We start from the raw sequence: 20298 nt of genomic DNA, 5'->3' as shown, positions 1-20298 counted from the left end.
CCTTGCTTTTGATGGAAATTGAGATGACCGACCAGACTACCCGCCTGCCGATCCGCCGCGCCTTGATCAGTGTTTCCGACAAGACCGGGATCCTCGAATTCGCCAGGGAGCTGGAAGCCCTGGGCGTGGAAATCCTTTCCACCGGCGGGACCTTCAAACTGCTGCAGGACAACGGCGTGGCCGCAGTGGAAGTCGCGGATTACACCGGTTTCGCAGAGATGATGGACGGTCGGGTGAAAACCCTGCACCCGAAAATCCACGGCGGGATCCTCGGTCGTCGCGGTATCGACGACGCCATCATGAACGAGCACGGCATCAAGCCGATCGATCTGGTAGCCGTGAACCTGTACCCGTTCGAAGCCACCATCAGCAAGCCAGGCTGCGACCTGCCGACCGCCATCGAAAACATCGACATCGGCGGCCCGACCATGGTCCGTTCGGCGGCGAAAAACCACAAAGACGTGGCCATCGTGGTGAATGCCAGCGATTACGCCAACGTCCTGAAAAACCTCAAGGCCGGTGGCCTGACCTATGCTCAGCGTTTCGACCTGATGCTCAAGGCGTTCGAACACACCGCCGCCTACGACGGCATGATCGCTAACTACATGGGCACCGTGAACCAGGCTGCCGAAACCCTGAGCACCGAAGGTCGCAGCGAATTCCCGCGCACCTTCAACAGCCAGTTCATCAAGGCCCAGGAAATGCGCTACGGCGAGAACCCGCACCAGAGCGCGGCGTTCTACGTTGAAGCCAAGCCTGCCGAAGTCGGCATCGCCACCGCCACCCAGCTGCAAGGCAAAGAGCTGTCGTACAACAACGTGGCCGACACCGACGCCGCGCTGGAATGCGTGAAGAGCTTCGTCAAACCGGCCTGCGTGATCGTCAAGCACGCCAACCCGTGCGGCGTGGCCGTGAGCCCGGACGCCGAAGGCGGCATCCGTCAGGCCTACGAACTGGCCTACGCCACTGACACCGAATCCGCGTTCGGCGGCATCATCGCCTTCAACCGTGAACTGGATGCCGAGACCGCCAAGGCGATCGTCGAGCGTCAGTTCGTTGAAGTGATCATCGCCCCAAGCGTCAGCGAAGAAGCCCGTGCCATCGTCGCTGCCAAGGCTAACGTTCGCCTGTTGGCCTGCGGCGAGTGGTCGGCCGATCGCGTTCCGGCCTGGGACTACAAGCGCGTCAACGGCGGGCTGCTGGTACAGAGCCGCGACATCGGCATGATCGGCGCCGACGACCTGAAAGTGGTGACCAAGCGCGCCCCGACCGAACAGGAAGTCCACGACCTGATCTTCGCCTGGAAAGTGGCCAAGTTCGTCAAATCCAACGCCATCGTCTACGCCAAGAACCGCCAGACCATCGGTGTCGGCGCCGGCCAGATGAGCCGCGTGAACTCGGCGCGTATCGCCGCGATCAAGGCTGAGCACGCCGGTCTGCAAGTGGCTGGTTCGGTAATGGCGTCGGACGCGTTCTTCCCGTTCCGCGACGGTCTGGACAACGCGGCCAAGGTTGGTATCACGGCAGTGATCCAGCCGGGTGGCTCGATGCGTGATGCTGAAGTGATTGCTGCTGCTGATGAGGCCGGCATCGCGATGGTGTTCACCGGCATGCGTCATTTCCGTCACTGATACACAGATTCAAATGTGGGAGCGAGCCTGCTCGCGAATGCAATCTGCCAGCGACGTTGACGTTGACTGACACACCGCTTTCGCGAGCAGGCTCGCTCCCACATAAAGCGCTCCAGCAGCGCCTGACAGAATTTTGAGGTTTTTGAAATGAATGTTTTGATCATTGGCAGCGGTGGCCGCGAACACGCCCTGGCCTGGAAAGTGGCTCAGGATCCGCGCGTGCAGAAGGTTTTCGTCGCACCGGGCAACGCCGGCACCGCGATTGAGGCCAAGTGCGAAAACGTCGCCATCGACGTGCTGGCCCTCGAGCAGCTCGCTGACTTCGCCGAGGAAAACGTTTCCCTGACCATCGTCGGCCCGGAAGTACCGCTGGTGGCTGGCGTCGTCGACCTGTTCCGCTCCCGTGGCCTGGACTGCTTCGGTCCGACCGCCGGCGCCGCGCAGCTGGAAGGCTCGAAAGCCTTCACCAAGGATTTCCTGGCACGCCACAAGATCCCGACCGCCGACTACCAGAACTTCACCGAGATCGAGCCGGCCCTGGCTTATCTGCGTGAAAAAGGCGCACCGATCGTGATCAAGGCTGACGGTCTGGCCGCCGGTAAAGGCGTGATCGTCGCCATGACCCTGGCCGAAGCCGAAGACGCCGTGCGCGACATGCTCGCCGGCAATTCCTTTGGCGACGCCGGTTCGCGCGTTGTCATCGAAGAATTCCTCGACGGCGAAGAAGCCAGCTTCATCGTCATGGTCGACGGCAAGAACGTTCTGCCGATGGCCACCAGCCAGGACCACAAACGCGTCGGCGACGGCGACAGCGGCCCGAACACCGGCGGCATGGGTGCTTACTCCCCTGCACCGGTGGTCACCGCCGACGTGCACCAGCGCGTGATGGACCAAGTGATCTGGCCGACCGTGCGCGGCATGGCCGACGAAGGCAACGTCTACACCGGTTTCCTGTACGCCGGTCTGATGATCGACAAGGCCGGTAATCCGAAGGTCATCGAGTTCAACTGCCGCTTCGGCGACCCGGAAACCCAACCGGTGATGCTGCGTCTGCAGTCGAGCCTGGTGCTGCTGGTCGAAGCAGCACTGGCCCAGGCGCTGGACAAGGTTGAAGCGCAGTGGGATCCACGTCCGAGCGTCGGCATCGTGCTGGCCGCCGGCGGTTACCCGGGCGACTACGCCAAGGGCGCGCCGATCAACGGTCTGGACGCAGCCGCCGCACTGGAAGGCAAGGTCTTCCACGCCGGTACTGCGCTCAAGGACGGCAACGTCGTGACGGCCGGCGGTCGGGTGCTGTGCGCCACCGCCATGGGCGCCAGCGTCGGCGCCGCCCAGGAGCAGGCCTACAAACTGGCCAAGGCCATCGACTGGGAAGGCTGCTTCTACCGCACCGACATTGGCTACCGCGCCATTTCCCGTGAACGCGGTGAGTCTCAGTAATAAGCTACGCTGTGTTTCCGGCAGGGGCTCATCGCCCTTGCCGGACTGTTCCGACGCTGCGCATCGTTATATTCTGGCATCAACCTACGAAGGGATTTCGCCGTGCGCTGGCTCAGGATTGCCATAGGCTTCACCGTCACGCTGTTGACCTTGCTCTGCATGCTCCCGGCCCAGGCCGCGCAAGGCAGTGGCTGGTCGGTATTGCTTGACGATCAGGGCAACCTGCAGCTGAGCGACATCCGCTCCGCCCGCTACACCAATCAATTCAGCCCTATCGAGCTTGACCGCCTCACCGCGGCCGAACCCGATGGCGCCCTGTGGCTGCGCTTCAGGCTGGCGCCCGGCACGCACGAACAAGTGCTGCGGATCTTCGCCCCCGACCTGTCGCACCTCAATCTGTATGTCCTCGACGGCGATCGCCTGATCGAACAACGCGACACCGGTACCGCTCAGCCCCAGGTTGAGCGACCGCTGCCGAGCAGCGACTTCATGCTGCCGCTGCCGCAAAGCGACAAACCCCTCGACGTCTACCTGCGACTGGTCTCCGATCACCAGTTGCGCCCGTATATCACCCTGCAATCGGCAGTGATGGCCGCGGCCAATCACAACCAGACGCTGATCTACGGCCTGCTGTTCGGCTGTCTGGCGATGCTGATCCTGCACAACCTGATCCGCTACGCCTACACCCGCTCGCGCAGCAGTCTGTGGCTCGCGGTGTGTGAAGGCCTGTTGAGCCTGAGCCTGTTGCTGTTGCTCAACCTCGCCGGTCCATGGCTGCCGAACTGGCATGCGATCCAGACTCCCGGCGCCTATCTGGCCCTGCTGCTGACCGCACCGGCGGGCCTGATGTTCGCCTACCGTTTCTTCGCGCCGCTCGGCCCGCATCCGCTGAACAAGCTGCTGATCGGCGACATCCTGTTCATCGTGATCTGCAGCCTGCTGCTGTTGTTCGTCAACACCCTGCCGCTGAACATCATCACCTACGCGCTCGTAGCCCTGGCTGGGCTGAGCATGCTGCTGGTGGGTTTCTATCACTGGCAGAAAGGCTACCGCCCTGCCCGCTTGTTCGTTGCCGCGATGGTGGTGTTCAACATCGGCACACTGATCATTCTCCCGGCCTTGCTGGGGCTGACCCTGGTGGCGCCGCAAGGCCTGATCATGACCCTGATGGGTTTCATCTGCATCAGTGGCCTGCTGATGAGCATCGCCCTCGGCGAACGTCAGCGCAGCATTACCGAAAGCCGTTTCAGCATCAGCCGCGACCTCGCCGCGAGCAACGCCGAGATCAACGCCAAGGCCGAGTTCCTGGCCAAGATCAGCCACGAAATCCGCACGCCGATGAACGGCGTACTGGGCATGACCGAACTGCTGCTCGGCACGCCGCTGTCGGTCAAGCAACGCGACTACGTGCAAACCATCCACAGCGCCGGCAACGAATTGCTGACCCTGATCAACGAGATCCTCGACATCTCGCGGCTCGAGTCCGGGCAGATCGAACTCGACGACGTGCAGTTCGACCTCAACGCGCTGATCGACGATTGCCTGAGCATCTACCGCGCCAAGGCCGAACAGCAGAACGTCGAGCTGATCAGTTTCATCCAGCCGCAAGTGCCACGGGTCATCAGTGGTGATCCGACGCGCCTGCGCCAGACACTGCTGAGCCTGCTGGAAAACGCCCTGAAGAAAACCGAGGAAGGCGAAGTACTGGTGGTGGTCGCCCTCGACGAACGCAGCGCCGGGCCACGCTTGCGCATTGCCGTGCAGGACAGCGGCCAGCCGATGGATCAGGAAGAGCGCGACGCGCTGATGCACGCCGAGTTGCACAGCAAGCACTTCCTGTCGGCCAACCGTCTGGGTGGCAACCTCGGGCTGGTGATCGCCCGCCAATTGATCCGTTTGATGCAGGGCGAGTTCGGCATCAAGAGCGGCGCCAGCCAGGGCAGTACGCTGTGGCTGACCCTGCCGTTGGATCCCGATCGCCTGGAGCACCCGACCTCGGACCTCGACAGCCCGCTGCAAGGCGCACGCGTATTGGTGGTCGACGACAACGACACCTGCCGCAAGGTGCTGGTGCAACAATGCAGCGCCTGGGGCCTGAACGTCAGCGCCGTGCCGTCGGGCAAGGAAGCGCTGGCCCTGCTGCGTACCAAGGCGCACCTGCGCGACTATTTCGACGTGGTTCTGCTGGACCAGAACATGCCCGGCATGACCGGCATGCAACTGGCGGCCAAGATCAAGGAAGACCCGAGCCTGAACCACGACATCCTGCTGATCATGCTTACCGGCATCAGCAATGCGCCAAGCAAGATCATCGCGCGCAATTCGGGGATCAAGCGCATCCTGGCCAAACCGGTGGCCGGCTATACCCTCAAGACCACGCTCGCCGACGAACTGAACCAGCGCAACCGTGGCCAGGTGGTGTTTCAGCCGCAGCCGGCCAGCCCCGCTGCGCCGGTCAAGGTGCCGAGCGACTTCCGCATTCTGGTGGCCGAAGACAACACGATTTCCACCAAGGTCATCCGCGGCATGCTCGGCAAACTCAATCTGCAACCGGACACCGCCAGCAATGGCGAAGAAGCCTTGCAGGCAATGAAAGCCCAGCGTTACGACCTGGTGTTGATGGACTGCGAAATGCCGATCCTCGACGGGTTCTCGGCGACTCAGCAATTGCGCGCATGGGAAGTCAGCAACCAGCGCATTCGCACGCCGATCGTTGCGCTGACAGCGCACATCCTCGCTGAACACAAGGAGCGCGCGCGGCAGGCCGGGATGGACGGGCACATGGCCAAACCGGTGGAGTTGTCGCAACTGCGTGAGCTGATCGAACACTGGGTGGCGCAGCGTGACCAACAGAATCGCACCGCCTCAACGTTCTGAGCGGCGTTGCCGATCAAGCGTCTCGCCGCTATTCAACAGCCATCGCCAAAACGTGAGCCGCTTGCCTGTCCCTGACTTTCAAGGCGATGGCATCACGTACAGGCCCGTAGAGTGTTTCCGACAAACTGGCTTTGGCGTAGCGCAAGCAGACCGCTCCCTGTATGTCCCGTGCTTCGAAACGCTGGGCCAGCGGGTTGAGTTCGATAGACCCATGAGCCTGGAACTCAACATAGACGCTCGAAATGCGCATTGGCGTCGAGGCGATGATCGCTAGCAATCGAACGGGTCCGGCAGGGGCATGAGCCTCATCGGGTAGGGACATGGTCCTTTGCACATGAGCTCGCAGCAGCGCCATGACGGGTTCGGCTCCCGATAACTGAGCCAAACGCTGCAAGGTCGCCACCGCCACACTGGCGTTTTGCGAACCACCTTTGGCAATAGCGCCACTGATCCATTCGCTGACGGATTCGACATCCCCCTCATTGACGGACCAGTCTTGTCGGGCGCGCGCGTAGCGCAGCCAGTAGTCATCCATCAATTGGATGTAGGCGTCATACCAGTCGGTACCTTGCGACTTTTCGACTTTCTTGCTCGCGGCCAACTGCGCCAACAACACTGAGTTGACCAGATCGCTGTAACTATCCGCATCGTCCGCTGCCGGTAGCAACATCACGCAAGCGCCAACGATCAAAACCGAATAATCAAGTTTCATATCGTCCCCCGTAAAAAAGGCGACCTGTTACGGCCGCCTTTTCACTCATCAAATGTCGATCTCGTCAATCTTGTCCTTGTGCGGAATCAACTTGTTCTTGATCAACTCACGCACGCCATCCGCCACGAATGTATTTTTGGCAAATACCGTTTCACCGCGATACAACTTCACATTACGAATATCAAGATCCACAAACATGACTTTGGTCGAGGTGTTCCGACGCAGGAAGCGCACTGCGCCGACCGCCATGATCGCTTCACCGTCGACTTCCACGCAGGCGGCGCTGGAAACACCACCGACGCCATGCTCGAGCAGATTGCGTTCGTAAACGGTCAGTGCTGCGGTATCACGCTTTTGCAGGGCGGCAATGGCATCGCCCGCTACTTTCAGCATCAATGCGCTGGTTGGGCCAGGCAAGGCAACACCCGCGACGACCGAAGACAGAATCTCCAGAACCAGTTTGTCCATGCGAACACTGGTACCACCCACTTGCAGATCGCTGTAGTAACGGCTGACAGGGGTCCAGCCTGCCATGGTCATGATGTCCCGGAAGTACAGGTACCATTCCTTGCCCTGAGATTCTTCAGGGTATTTTTTGTTTGCTGCACGCGTTGCGAATAAAAAAGCATTCTGCGCATCGGACTTGTTATCGCCAGTGAGGTTACTGGAGAAACCCAGCACGCCCTCACCGACGATGCTACCGCGCGACGGCGCTTCAACATCATCACCGGAAATCTGCAAGCCACGTGGCTTGATAATCAGCGGATCACCGATATCACACTCACCCAGCATTTCAAGACAGGTGTTTACATAACTTTCACGAACAGCTTGATTATACATTTGACACATCCATTAGTTAGAATCACAAGCTCCTCATGAACTTGCCAAATAACAATAACCAAGTATCAAACAAACAACAAAGCAAAACATGTAACTTGATATCTGAACTTTCCACTCACTTAGCAACTTTCACACAAGTTAAATCAAACCTGATTAAAACCACGCTTCCAGACACAAACAACTAAACCACTGATAGACTCCACGTCGTCCACTCCACAGCGGCGAGTCGAAACCATGCTCCATGTGTTGTTCAGCGTTTACCTGAAGATGCTTGTGCTCTACAGCCCGTTCTTCGTGCTGTCCTGCTTTATCAGCCTGACCCGTGGTTATTCGCGCAAGGAGCAACGACGCCTGGCCTGGAAAGTGGCGATCGCCACGCTGGTCTCCAGCGTTCTTCTGTATTTGTTCGGGCGAGTGATTTTCGATGTGTTCGGCATTACCGTAGATGCTTTCCGGATCGGCGCCGGCAGCGTGCTGTTCATCTCGGCACTGGGCATGGCGCAAGGCAAGTCGGTGGTGCAGACGGACAATGTGCAGCAGGACGTGACGATCGTGCCGCTGACCATTCCCCTGACTGTCGGCCCGGGCACTATTGGTGCGTTGCTGGTCATGGGCGTCAGTCAGCCCCACTGGGACGACAAACTCACCGCCATCATGAGCATCGCCCTGGCCAGCTTTACCGTGGGTATCGTGCTTTATCTGTCGAATCGCATCGAACGGATCCTCGGCGATCAAGGCTTGCAGATCGTCAGTCGCCTGATGGGATTGTTCGTGTGCGCGCTGGCCGCACAGATCATCTTCACCGGGGTGAAGGGCTATCTGGTGCCATAGACCGGAATGCAAAAGACCGCCAATACTTCCATCGGCGGTCTTCTTTGGTCACTGACAACTATCTTTCAAGCACAACTGAATCGTTAACTCAGATCGTTGATTCAGTCATGAGGTTGCTCTTCGCCTCCTCTATCAAGCTTTTGAGTGTCACGCTGCCTGTCCCGCCCTTGCGCCCCAACATCCCTCGGGCGAGCGTCGATACCTGGCAAGGTCGCAACCCCTTGACCTCGAGTATGACGTCGCCGTGCAACGCCGGATCGTTCGCGCAGGCATCACGGAACAACACGCAGAGTCCGGAATCAGGATCGATCAGCACCAGGTGATCCCCGACAACGCCGACCTCCACCGCTTGCGATGTGTCCAGCGACCAGATCAGGCGACTCATCACCGCGGGCGGGCCGGCCAGCGGGAACCGTGCATCAATGACCAGCCGATCCAGCCTGCGCGTCAGAGCCTGCGACAGATGGCACTTCATGGAGCCGTGGCCCATCCGCACCACCAGTGTGCGCACACCATCAGGAATCAGCGGCAACAGGTTCGGCACATCCACTTGCCCTTCGATCACCAGCACCTCGGCGTTGCGCTGGACGTAATCCAGCGGCCCGATCTGCCGCTTGCTCGGATAACCCCGAATCAGTCGCTGCCCTGAATCGTTCAGAAGGACATCCGTGTGTCGCCGCACGCCCAGCAACTCGTAATCCCCGGGTAGATCCTGCGCTGCGATCCGGATCAATCGCGCACTGTCGACGAAGTACCAGCACGCGCTGGCGTCGCGGGTGGCGATGGAAATGAACGGGCGATGCGCCTGGTTCACCAGCATGGCCTTGAGGTCACGAATCAGGTGCTCGTCATGAGCGACCACCCAATCGAGCGCCACACCAGCCAGCACAGGTTGCGCCTGAGCGTGCAACTGCAACACCTGGCCATCGAGGGTCGTGCCCAGCAGCCCCGTACCGTCGATCCTGACGTCGGCGAAGCTCCACGGTGCCCATTGCCGTTCCGGCGGGGGCAACACCTCAGCGTGTAATAGCTGCGCAGCGGTTCCGAACGCCTGATCCAGTCGCTGCGGATCGATCAACGCCTGACGCCAGACTTGCCCTGCCGCCGGTTCGAACAACCACGCCGCCTGTCTGTCGGGGGTCAGTCCCAGAAGACGTACATCGCCCTGCCGCGCCCCACTCAGCACCAGATGGTTATCCACGTACCAGGCATGCAAACGCGCGTCGCCGGTGGCATTGACAACGCCGACAATCGTGAACCGTTCAACGGAGTACCGCTTGGCCAGCCCTTCCAGCGCCAGCCACCATTGGGTGCGGCTCTTGAGCCATTGTTCGCTCACGCCGGCGAAGCGCACCTCACCGGTGCTGTCGATTTCAAACGAAAGCCCCTCTGCGGTACTCGCCAGATAGCCGCTTTCCTGTGCCGCAATCTGCTTCAGTCCAGCAGGCTGCACCCAACGATGAGCCCATTGCATCTTGCCCTTGAGCACCGTGCACTGCGTCCGGCACAGGGTCTGCGCGTTACGGTCATAGATGACAAATACATCGCTGTCATCAGCCACCGTCAGCAGCATCAGGTCGTTCAGATTCTGGATCGAATCGGCCCAGCCCCGGGCGCGATGACGACGCGGCACCGGGCGAATGATCAGGTCGTCGCGGGTGCGGATCCAGGCCATGTCACGGAGGTTTTTTTCGATCATCCAGCAGATCGACACATAGGGCGCGAACTGCCAGTGGACCGTCGCGTAGGACTTGTCATGACTCGACTTGAGCACGATCTGCTCGCCGAGCACAGACGTCCAATCGGTCAACGGGGCCGTCTCATCGAGGAGCGCCTCGAATGCCGGTTCAAGACCGCGCGTGACTGAACTCAACCATAACTGCCCATCGTGAATAAGGTAATTGAAGCGCTCCACACGGCCGTCTGCTTGCAGATACTCCTGCACCACATGAACCACACCCTGCCCGTCGGCCTCCACACTGCGAATCGAGCTGGTGCCACGCGGCTTGAACAACAGACGATAGCGATGGCTGAGCAATCCCGTGTTCGCCTCGACCTGCCAGATTTCGAAACCCTCGGCCGATTGAAAAAACGCCGACTCGCCCACCACGACCGACAACTGCGCATCGTCGGCCGACACGTCATCATTGCGCACGTAAAGAACCCGGTCCTCACGGGCGTCGTACCAACCGGTGGTGTAACGCGGTGCATCGGCTGGTTCGAATGGAATCAGATAATCGTGGATCGGCGTGTAGGGCAGCACCAGCCGATGGGCCCGGGCCAGTTCCTGCAGATGATTCTGCAATACCTGTCCGTGCTGTTCCTGAGGGGGGTGGTCCAGCAATAACGTGAGTATGCGGCCTTCGACTTTGAACAGGTTGCCGCCTTCGAGTAGCACATACAGATCAGGTGGAACACCGGCACTGACCTTGAACCGGCAATCCTTGACGCTGAACCGGCCGTCCTCGCCGAACACGATGTCGGTTTCACGAGCCCAGGGCGCCGCGATAATCCAGCGATCCTTCTGCGCACCGATCGTCTGCAACTCAACGTCGACACCGGGATTGAGCACCAGCGTGCAAGTCCCGCCGCCCCCCTGCAGCCGATAGGAAACCTTGCCCCGCCACAGGGACGGGATCACCGGCACGACCAACTTGCGCTCGCGGGCATCAAGCTTGACGGTGATGTCGGTGGGTCGGTAATCGGGATAAATCCGATAGACGACGTATTCGCTGGGAAAGGAATAGAACGAAAACAGGAACAGCCATTGGCCGTCCGGTTTTTTCTTTTCCAGGCGACGTGCAATGTCAAAACCCTTGTCGTGAAACACCGAGACAAACGGCAGGGTCTTGTACTCGTAGCGATAACAGTTCAGCGGTGTACAGGGTAAAACGATGGGTTGATCGGCATGCGGAGCGAAACTCATCTCGTCGGGATAGCCCAGCTCGGCACTGAGGTTGATGGCGCGTGAGTAATCGGCTTCGAATTCCGGCACTCCGAAATGATCACGCAGCGGATACAGCCGGGTACTGTCCAGCTGCATCCTGCCGTTGCCCAGATCCAGCTGCCTGATAATCAGCGACGGTCGCGGCAGCCAGGCACCTTGCGTGCCGTCGTACCGGTAGCCGGCACCGCGATGAGCCTGCTCGATTTCATCGAAGAACAGACCGACGGCTTTTGCCTCCTCGGCAATGATGGCGTAGGCATGTGCCAACGCGGTCACCCCGATCGCCAGCCCGCCCAGAATCACCCCGGCGCCACCGAGCACCGCAGCGGCCGTACCCGCCCCCAGGGCCGCCGCAGCAAGCCCTGTACCGGTCAGGGCCAGGCTCGCCGCGTCAAAGCCCAACTGAGTACCGTATGTCGCGACCTCCACATCGTTCTTTGCGTTCGCCAACTGATAGATATCGAACCCGACATTGGCCAGCCCCAGTACCGCGCCAACGCCTTCATTGGCCACATGCCCCGCCACATTGCCCAAAGTTCTGGCGGTCAGTGGCGCCAGCGCTTCGGCCACCACTTGCCCAGTGGTCCGGGCCATGATCCTTTCATCACGCAATGCCGTTTGCAGGACCCCGACCAGCCCCGCCACGTCCACCAGATTGCCATGCACCAGCTGCGCATAGTTGACGTAGGCATGCCATTGCACGGCGGTGGTCAATGTGCGGCCTTCACCTTCGCGGTCGCGCAAGGCATTCATCAACGCCTGAACGGCGAACCCGGCGTTGAGGGTGTGAACAGCGGAAGCTTCCGTCGGATCGACTGGCGCGCCGGCCCGGGTACGTTTTTGGGCCAGCGTCGAAAACAGCTCGGCCAGATAATTTTTGATCCGCAGCAGACGGCTGTCGCGGCTGATGACCGTTGCCATCACCTCGCCGCTCTTCGGATCGAGCATGCTCACCCGATAAGTGCCCTCGAGGGTGACCTCCAGCGACTCGAATAACGGCACCAGTGGCGACACTGACTCATGCCCCTCCTGCAACCGCGAAGTCACGTCTGCGACCTGTTCGGCCCACCAGTGGCTGTCGGACTGCAGCAATGTGCTGGCCAGGTGTGGATTTTCAACCAGCGATTGTCCGTGTGCGCTGAAAAGCCGCTGGCGAACCCTGCGCAGCGGCATGCTCGGCAACGCATCCTCCCTTAAAAGGTGTGCCACCTTGGCACCGCTCGACAGATCCAGATCGGCTACCCGTTCCCCCTGGAGATCGATCAGATCGAACTGCGGACGGTCAGGCTCACCATAGGCGGCGTAATGTCTGGTCATGCCTCTCTGGAAAAATCTCGTCAGTACCGCTCTGAATGTGGCAGCAGTCTCGAACTCGAAGAGGCCGAAGTTGGGATCATAAAAGTGGTAGATGACTTCCGTGCCGTTGACGGTACGAGCAACCAGCATCGAATGATTGTCAGAGTTGAGCATCAAGGTTCGAGTACCGACAGACTCCTCGAGGGTCGCCGTAACCTGGTCCAGATCCAGCCGCCCCAGCGGAGTCCCGACATCGACATACTTCACGCCACGCATCTCCTCAAGTGCCCCCAGAAAGGCGATTGTGTCAGCGTGTTCCGGCTCGAGTACCGCAAGGTAAAAACGCTCGTGCAATCGCTGGGTGGCAGCCTTGCCCTCAGTGATGGCTGCACTCATCGCCAGCGCAAGAGGAAAACAGCGCCCGGCAGTCATGTCGCCCATTCCGTGCATCAGCAGGTCCTGTGGCGCCAGTTTCACGGCACCGCCCTCGAGCTGATTGAGCACCTGCTCCAGGCGATCCTGCACTTGCTCACGATGCTCCTGGAGGGCCACCTTCTTGATCTGCGCGACCTGCTGCCCCCACTCATACAGCGTCGTCGCCCCGGCCAGGGCGGCTTTCTTCAGACTCAGCGCATTCGGCAAGTCCATCGGCAGTTCGTGCTGGACACTGTTCAACCCGGCAACGAATGCGGTGTCCCTGCGCTGAAACAGATGCTGCTCGATCGCCCCGAACCGTCCCGAAGTCCCGCGCTCCCTGACACTGTTGATCAGGTTTTCCATCACACTGTTCTGCGCCAGCAAACTCTGTTCATCCAGCGATTCAACGCCGAGCAAGGCCCCGAGTGTCAGGCGCTGCAACGGACTGAGGTGAGCCCGTTGCAAGGAGCCCGCCCCCAGACGCACCAGCACTTCGTCCAGCGCAAGGCTCCGGGTCTGTTCATTGGCCAGAGAAGCCGGTGGTCGCAGCCGCGTGTCCTGATTGCGGATCGCCTGACGGTCGTCGAAATCCAGTGGCAGCCGGTCGACGAACACTACCGGGCCGTCATGGCCGTTCATCATCGCCTGGGTAAACGGTTTACCCAGACGCTCGGCCAGGCGTTGCAGCAGCCCGGTCAGCAGAACATGGCGCCCTTCAATGAGCGGCCAGCCGAGCTCGAACTCGACGGTGGAATGATTGAGCAGTTCGTCGAGGTCGCCGGCGTAACGGGTGGTGTATCGGCCGTCGCGAAAACGCTGCTGTTCGTTCCTGACCCACTGTTGTTCATCGGCTCCGTTTTCTTTCCAGGAATGATCCAGCTCTTCCTCGCTTGAACGACTGACCGTGCCCTTCGGTTCAATGCCGACTTCAGCCCGAGAGGCTTCGCCAGCACGCGGGGTGAAATGCGCCTGCTCGTAATCTCCCATGCCAAGACGCATGGCAGCCGGTCCGGTGAGATAGATCGTGCCCTCACGTTCAAGGCGAATGCCGTCGCTGTAGTAACTGGCAGCGGCGTCCGCCAGATATCTCATCGCGATTTCATCCTCGTCCGACAGCCCCTCCAGGGCACCGAGGCGATCCTCAAGCTCCGCGATCGCCAGGGCTTGCATGGAGTCATCGTCGTGAGGGGCTACACCTCTTTCAGCCGCCGTCCGGAACACTGCGTTGACCACTTGATAGTTAAAACCCAGCCGCTGCATGACGGCCTCCAGCATTGGCGAGCCCGGGTGCGCCATCAGCCAGGCATTGCTCAACGAATTGCCCTCACGCACAGCACGCAACATGTAGGGGCGTGCAAGGAGATCGGAAGGGGGCTGGAAAACCTGATTCAGCGCAGGGCGGCTTCCGGCGAACGCTTCCAGCGCCTGGCGATGCTCTGCGGGAATACTGTCGGCATAATCCGTGTACCCGCCGCGCACCGCCTGGCGCCCCGGCATCCAGTGCGGATTGTGGTCCAGCAGTAATTGTAAAATCCCCCGCTGGCCATCGCTTCCGACCGTACTGATGTCCACGCCGCCCAGTACCTTCACCAACGGCGGGAGATTATCGACATCCGCGTACAGCCCCCCTTCGGGGAGCAATGCCTCCAGCCGCACGACATCGGATCCGGCGGCAAGATTGCCGCGCAAGCGCATCTCCTGATCGTAGATCGCTTGTAGCCGCATGGGTTGCGCAGCCCCAGCGAGATCACGCAACTGCAAGTCGCCACCGACCAACGCATGCACGCTCTGCAAATTGCGCTCTTTCAACGATTTGAGTCTTTCTGACTGCTGTCCGTACGCCCGACTCAACAACTGCGTCCGAGCCTCATCAGCCGACACCCCGTTTGCAACAGCCTGATTGATGTGCGCGAACATCTCCTGTTTCAGTACGATGGCCCGCGCCTCATACATTGATCCAAGTTGCGCTTCAGTGGAGCTATCCATACCGCCGTTCTGCAGGCTGTGCAGTTTCGCTGCCTCGCTGATCAGCCGATTGGTTTCATGCGCCAACATGGCATCACTGTCATACCAGAGGTTGATCTTGTAACCCTCTCCAGCCAGCACTTGTTTCCAGAGATTGATGTAGTCGCGCTGGATCTCGCCAAGCCCGCCACCGAGCCAGACGAAGTGCAGGATTTTCGGCACGGCCGTAGCCGGAAGTTTCATCAACCCGACACTGGAGTGCAGGCGCGACTCGACAACTTCGAGCCTGTCAAAGATCTGCGCAAGATCCGGCGCTGTCCCGCCGTCCGGTGTCGATACCGGTGCCTTGTCTAAACTACGGCGCACTCGCCCCTTGTTCAATTCTCCCAGTGCCTGCTTGAGTAGCGCCAGCGGTTGCAACAGTCGAGGCGAGTCGAGCAGATCGATACACGCAGAATAGTAACGAAGCGCCGCGTCATATTGCGCGCTGTCCTTGTAAGGCTGCAGAGCCTGCTCAAATTCGGAAAATTTGAACAACGTCGCAAACTTCAGATGACCGACATCGGCAACATCATTATTAATTTCCCGCATACGTGAACTCCCGAAATAACAAATTACACGAGCCGATTGAAAATCACGCGCACAAATACCCCATTACAAAAAAATCGCTCTTGCAACAAGTTGATATCAATGCACAAACAACAGATCGACACGCACTTTCCGGAAGCGAAACTAGTATAAAAAAACCAACTCAACAAACAACAAGCCATTCAAACAATTTCAACGGAAACTTCCCGCCACATCAAAACTTCCAAACAAGTGTCACAGATATATAAATTGCCGTGCGATACGAAAGACAAGGCCGCGAACAACCCATTCGCGGCCTTGTCTTGTCAATCGATACCCGAGGGGGCACACAGCATGGAAAGGAGCATCAGCCGCCAGGCTTTTCGCCATACCAGCGGGGGGTGTACACCCAGTCGCCTCCCGTCGCACGGGGGAAGGTGCAGGTGGTGGATGAACCGATCAGCACCATGGTGCGCATGTCCACCTGATCCGCGGTCAATGCGCCCAGCGTAGTGGTACGCAGGGTCTGCCCCGGTCTGCCGATATCGCGACCGAGCACCACCGGCGTCTGCGGCGTGCGATGTTGGGCAACGATTTCCAGGGCTCGCCCCAACTGCCACGGACGGGCGCGGGAGATCGGGTTGTAAAACGCCAATGCCAGATCGGCCTCGGCGGCCAGGTCCAGGCGCTTCTCAATGATCGACCATGGCTTGAGGTTGTCCGACAGCGACATCACGCAAAAGTCGTGTCCCAGCGGTGCACCGGCCTGAGCGGCGGTAGCGAGTGAGGCGGACACACCCGGCAGGATTTCCAGATCGACGCTGTGCCACGCCGGATCCGTCGATTCGTGCAACGCTTCGAGCACCGCCGCCGCCATGGCGAACACCCCCGGATCGCCGGACGAAACCACAATCACCGATCGGCCCTGCGCGGCCAGTCGGAAAGCGTGGCGGGCACGCTGCATTTCTTCGCGGTTGTCGGTGCAATGCTGCACCTGATCGTCGCGGAAGGGACCGGCCATGCGCACGTAGGTTTCATAACCCAATACGTCGGTGGCACGGGCCAGCTCGGCTTTTACCGCCGGCACCATCAGCTCTGCCGCGCCCGGGCCGAGGCCGATGACGGCCAGACGTCCGCGCGGACGACCGATCTGCGAAACATCCAGTGGCTGTTCTGCCACTGCGATGGCAAGGTCGCGGGATGTTTTGATGATTCGAGCGTCGGGGACAGCATCGCGAGCCAGCTCACCAATGTCACTCGCCGGCGCGACAAAGCGCAGCGGCACTCCCAGCTCGAGCGCTGCTTCACGCAACGCCGGGCTGGCCATCTGAACGTCCGCCGCCACCAGGCAGGCCAGCGATTGAAACGCCAAACCAGCCTGGTGCAACGCATCACGGATGGTGCCCGGCAGGTCGACCACATCAGCACCCACCGCTACCGCCACACTGCGTGGATAAATCAGCAACTCACTGGCGCTCGCCGTTCGAGCATCGCTGCCCACACGAATCGAGCGCTGCGCCTGTGGATCTTCCGGCAGTTGCGCCTGCGCAAGCCACGGCGCGGCACCGTCGATGCGCACGCTGTGGCCGGCGAGCAGGTCGGAGACAAAGCGCTTGCCCTGCTCCAGATCGCCCAAGGCATAACCGCCGGGCGGGTTGAGCAGGCAAGTGCCGAAACGCAACTCGCCGCTGGTGGTGATCGCCGCTGCCACTTCAAGTGCAGCCGCAATCTCGCGAGCCATGACGTTCACCCCACCGAGGCCACCGAGCAGCGGCACCACGGCGCTGCCGTCTTCCGCCACGGCGAGCACCGGCGGTTCGGCGCCTTTCTCCAGTAACAGCGGCGCCAGCGTGCGGATGACAATGCCGGCCGCGCACAAGGCAATGATCGGCGTGTCCTGTTGATACAGCTCGCGCAGGGTCGCGCCGAAGTCGCTGTAAGTCAGGTCGGCGCCATCGACGCGCCCTTTCAGTCCATGAATCTGCGCAGTTGGATAGACCTGCTGCAGGCGACGGGCCGTGGCCAACGCGCCCTGGCCGAGAATGACGATGGCCGGTGTGGAATGAGTCATCAGCCTTGCCACCGTTCGCCGGGCACAATGATCAGCGAGAAGTACGGCGACGACATCGGTTCGACCTCATCCAGCGGCACGATCTTCTGGTTGGCCATGGTCGCGCGCTCGACATACAGCGCACGCTCGGCCAGGCCCAGTTCCGCCAACACATCGCGCACTTTCGGGAAATTGCGCCCCAGCTTCATGATCACCGCCGCGTCGGCATCGGCCAGACGACGTTTGAGCTCTTCGTGAGGCAGCACACCGGACAGCACCGACAGGCTCTGATTGCGATACACCAGCGGCGCGCCCAGCACCGACGCGCCGCCGAGCATCGAGCAGACGCCCGGCACCACTTCGGCTTCATAACGGTTGGCCAGGCGGTCATGCAGGTACATGTAGGAACCGTAGAAGAACGGGTCACCTTCGCAGATCACCGCTACATCGCGGCCGGCATCCAGATGCACGGCCACTTCCTCGGCGGCGTCATCGTAGAAATCGCTGATCACCTGTTCGTAGGACAGTGGCGCCGGCAGTACTTCGGTGGTCACCGGGTACACCAGCGGCAGCAGATTCTGCGCGTCCTGCAGGTGCGCTTCGATGATGCCGAACGCGTTACCCTTTTTGCCCTTGGCCACGAAGTACGCCACCACCGGCGACTCGCGCAACAGGCGCAGGGCCTTGACGGTAATCAGTTCCGGATCACCGGGGCCGACGCCCAGGCCAATCAAACGTCCTTGAACCTGCATCATTCGATCTCCGTGGCGAGGGCATTGACCGCCGCGGCGGCCATGGCGCTGCCGCCGAGGCGGCCCTGCATGATCACGAACGGCACCCCACGGCTGTTGGCGGCCAGCTCGGCCTTGGATTCGGCAGCGCCGACGAAGCCCACCGGAAAGCCGAGGATCAGCGCCGGCTTCGGGGCGCCGGCGTCGAGCATTTCCAGCAGATAGAACAGCGCGGTCGGCGCGTTGCCGATCACCACCACGCTGCCCTCCAGATGCGGACGCCACAGTTCCAGCGCCGCTGCCGAGCGGGTGTTGCCCAGCTCGCGCGCCAGCTCCGGAACGCTGTCGTCGCGCAGGGTGCAGATCACTTCGTTGTTGGCCGGCAGGCGCGCACGGGTCACGCCCTCGGAAACCATCCGCGCATCGCACAGGATCGGCGCGCCAGCGGCCAGCGCATCGCGCCCGGCCTTGCCGGCGCCTGCGGAGAATTGCAGCCCGTCGATCGCCTCGACCATGCCGCAGGCATGGATCACCCGCACCGCGAGTTTTTCCAGGTCGGCCGGGATGCGCGCGAGGTTGGCCTCGCGGCGAATGATCGCGAAGGAGTTGCGATAGATCTCCTGACCGTCGCGGATGTAATCAAGCATCAAGGGGGCTCCGTGAGCGGGCGACGAGCAGGGTCGCGGCCGCTTCGATAGTAAGGTTTTGAGCGTGCAGCGCGCCGAAACCGGGCACCGCTGCATCGCGAATATAGAGGTCGTAATGACCGGGGCTGACGGCCAGCAACGTTGCCGGAGCGCGGTGGGCGGCGGCGCAGGAACGCGGGCAGCCGGACAGGTGCACATCCACGGCATGTGGCAACAGCGTCGCCAAAAGGCGGGCATCGTGTTTGGTGTCGGCCAGGCCTTTGCCGCAACCGTTGGAGCCGGTGCAGGCGATCAGGTGCGCCAAAGGACTTTCGGCATAGGTCAGCAGGTTCAGCTTGCCCAATTCGTCGAGCACTTGAACCGCAGCGGTTTCCCGCACATTGGGCAGCAACAGACTCTGCCAAGGGGTGAAACGCAGGGTGCCGTCGCCGAAAGTTCTGGCCAGTTGCGCGGCGCCACGCAGCATGTCCGGATCGAGGCGGCCAAACGCCGGTGCGGCACCGACATACACCTGACCGGCCGATGGCTGAGGATGGATGCCGATGTGCAAGCCTTCCGGCGTCGATTCACGCCGCCAGTCGCCGACGCTTTGCAGACGGATCCGCCGCCCGAGTGTTGCCAGGAACATCGGCGCCGGACATTCATCCAGCAGATGACGCATTCGCGTCTGCTCCGGTCGAGCCAGATCGAGGAACACCTCCAGCACCGCCACCACCAGCGCATGTCCGTGCGCAAGCGCCACGGCGGCCAGCGGTCGCTCAGTCGGGCAACCCGCCAGGCCGAATGCCAACAGCGTTTCCCCGCGCTCTTCGTAAACCGACAACCACAGATCATGGGGATGTTCGAGCATCGCCAGCGCTTCACCGCCATCCAGTTGCACGGCGAACTTGGCGCTCAGCTCGTGGAAACGCGGATGGCTTTGCAGGGTATCGAGAATCTGCCCGGCGAGCGTGCGGGTATCCAGGCGCATCTGCGGGTCGATCCCTGCAGCAGGGCTTAGCATCAGGTTGCGCACATCATCACCGGCGGCGGTTCGCGGCCCGAGGCCGGCGGCCAGCAGGCTGTCGATCAGCGCGGTGCCGTGCTCGCCGATCCCGCGAATCTGCAGGTTGGCGCGGTTGGTTGCCTCGATCACGCCACTGGCGAAACGCTCGGCGGCATGCGCCACCACCTCAGCCTGATCGGCGCTGATCGAACCACCATTGAGTTTGATCCGGCAGATACCGCCATCCAGCGCCTGGACGATACGCAGCAACCCCGGACAAGCCGAGGGGCGTAGAGCTGTTGACATCGAGCGTTCGTTCAAGGGATGACCGGCTGGCTGGCAGCACCGTGAGGGCGAAAGGT

The 20298-nt window shown here is 61.0% G+C and carries 11 protein-coding genes; 4 read left to right on the top strand and 7 right to left on the bottom strand.

Translation table 11 applies throughout. The features are described 5' to 3' along the window. Window positions 1-23 precede the first annotated feature (23 nt). From purH to CAF76_RS19605, 3 genes are all read left to right on the top strand, one after another. Complete coding sequence (gene purH, locus CAF76_RS19615) at window positions 24-1631, top strand: bifunctional phosphoribosylaminoimidazolecarboxamide formyltransferase/IMP cyclohydrolase (RefSeq protein WP_085648112.1); 1608 nt, start codon at window positions 24-26, stop codon at window positions 1629-1631. Window positions 1632-1778: 147 nt separating this feature from the next. After that, a complete protein-coding gene (gene purD, locus CAF76_RS19610) occupies window positions 1779-3071 on the top strand; it encodes a phosphoribosylamine--glycine ligase (protein ID WP_085648111.1) in 1293 nt (430 codons plus the stop codon). Window positions 3072-3173: 102 nt separating this feature from the next. Further along, window positions 3174-5948: a hybrid sensor histidine kinase/response regulator gene (locus CAF76_RS19605; protein WP_064593225.1), complete on the top strand. Its 2775-nt coding sequence runs from the start codon at window positions 3174-3176 to the stop codon at window positions 5946-5948. Window positions 5949-5976: 28 nt separating this feature from the next. Here the strand turns inward: CAF76_RS19605 and CAF76_RS19600 are convergent, their stop codons facing one another. Then, a complete protein-coding gene (locus tag CAF76_RS19600; RefSeq protein WP_085648110.1) occupies window positions 5977-6660 on the bottom strand; it encodes a hypothetical protein in 684 nt (227 codons plus the stop codon). Between the two features lie 48 nt (window positions 6661-6708). Continuing rightward, window positions 6709-7500: a hypothetical protein gene (locus tag CAF76_RS19595; protein WP_085648109.1), complete on the bottom strand. Its 792-nt coding sequence runs from the start codon at window positions 7498-7500 to the stop codon at window positions 6709-6711. 234 nt (window positions 7501-7734) lie between these two features. Here CAF76_RS19595 and CAF76_RS19590 point away from each other — a divergent pair, with 234 nt between their 5' ends. Continuing rightward, window positions 7735-8331, top strand: a complete 597-nt coding sequence (locus CAF76_RS19590; RefSeq protein ID WP_085611013.1) for a MarC family protein — start codon at window positions 7735-7737, stop codon at window positions 8329-8331. A gap of 88 nt (window positions 8332-8419) precedes the next feature. Here the strand turns inward: CAF76_RS19590 and CAF76_RS19585 are convergent, their stop codons facing one another. The 5 genes from CAF76_RS19585 to cobG form a co-directional block, all read right to left on the bottom strand. Continuing rightward, window positions 8420-15547, bottom strand: coding sequence for a TcdA/TcdB pore-forming domain-containing protein (locus CAF76_RS19585; protein WP_085648108.1), 7128 nt, complete (start codon window positions 15545-15547; stop codon window positions 8420-8422). A 343-nt stretch (window positions 15548-15890) separates the two neighbouring features. Next, complete coding sequence (gene cobJ / locus CAF76_RS19580) at window positions 15891-17594, bottom strand: precorrin-3B C(17)-methyltransferase (protein WP_085648107.1); 1704 nt, start codon at window positions 17592-17594, stop codon at window positions 15891-15893. After that, entirely contained in the window at window positions 17594-18328 is a 735-nt protein-coding gene (locus CAF76_RS19575; protein ID WP_371857894.1) for a precorrin-2 C(20)-methyltransferase, read from the bottom strand. The genes cobJ and CAF76_RS19575 overlap by 1 nt, the downstream gene beginning before the upstream one ends. Beyond that, window positions 18325-18951: a precorrin-8X methylmutase gene (locus CAF76_RS19570; protein ID WP_064593212.1), complete on the bottom strand. Its 627-nt coding sequence runs from the start codon at window positions 18949-18951 to the stop codon at window positions 18325-18327. The genes CAF76_RS19575 and CAF76_RS19570 overlap by 4 nt, the downstream gene beginning before the upstream one ends. Further along, entirely contained in the window at window positions 18944-20242 is a 1299-nt protein-coding gene (gene cobG, locus CAF76_RS19565; RefSeq protein ID WP_085648106.1) for a precorrin-3B synthase, read from the bottom strand. Before cobG ends, CAF76_RS19570 begins: the two co-directional genes overlap by 8 nt. Window positions 20243-20298: the final 56 nt, after the last annotated feature.

It is taken from the genome of Pseudomonas sp. B40(2017), from assembly GCF_002112855.1.
In the GTDB taxonomy this organism is placed as follows: domain Bacteria; phylum Pseudomonadota; class Gammaproteobacteria; order Pseudomonadales; family Pseudomonadaceae; genus Aquipseudomonas; species Aquipseudomonas pharyngis.
This window is presented reverse-complemented; position numbering and strand designations above follow the sequence as displayed.

Bases quoted from the DNA above. Each gene is read 5' to 3' on its own strand.
- purH (WP_085648112.1), top strand. From the start codon at position 24: ATGACCGACCAGACTACCCGCCTGCCGATCCGCCGCGCCTTGATCAGT.
- purD (WP_085648111.1), top strand. From the start codon at position 1,779: ATGAATGTTTTGATCATTGGCAGCGGTGGCCGCGAACACGCCCTGGCC.
- CAF76_RS19600 (WP_085648110.1), bottom strand. From the start codon at position 6,660: ATGAAACTTGATTATTCGGTTTTGATCGTTGGCGCTTGCGTGATGTTG.
- CAF76_RS19595 (WP_085648109.1), bottom strand. From the start codon at position 7,500: ATGTATAATCAAGCTGTTCGTGAAAGTTATGTAAACACCTGTCTTGAA.
- CAF76_RS19590 (WP_085611013.1), top strand. From the start codon at position 7,735: ATGCTCCATGTGTTGTTCAGCGTTTACCTGAAGATGCTTGTGCTCTAC.
- CAF76_RS19585 (WP_085648108.1), bottom strand. From the start codon at position 15,547: ATGCGGGAAATTAATAATGATGTTGCCGATGTCGGTCATCTGAAGTTT.
- cobJ (WP_085648107.1), bottom strand. From the start codon at position 17,594: ATGACTCATTCCACACCGGCCATCGTCATTCTCGGCCAGGGCGCGTTG.
- CAF76_RS19575 (WP_371857894.1), bottom strand. From the start codon at position 18,328: ATGATGCAGGTTCAAGGACGTTTGATTGGCCTGGGCGTCGGCCCCGGT.
- CAF76_RS19570 (WP_064593212.1), bottom strand. From the start codon at position 18,951: ATGCTTGATTACATCCGCGACGGTCAGGAGATCTATCGCAACTCCTTC.
- cobG (WP_085648106.1), bottom strand. From the start codon at position 20,242: ATGTCAACAGCTCTACGCCCCTCGGCTTGTCCGGGGTTGCTGCGTATC.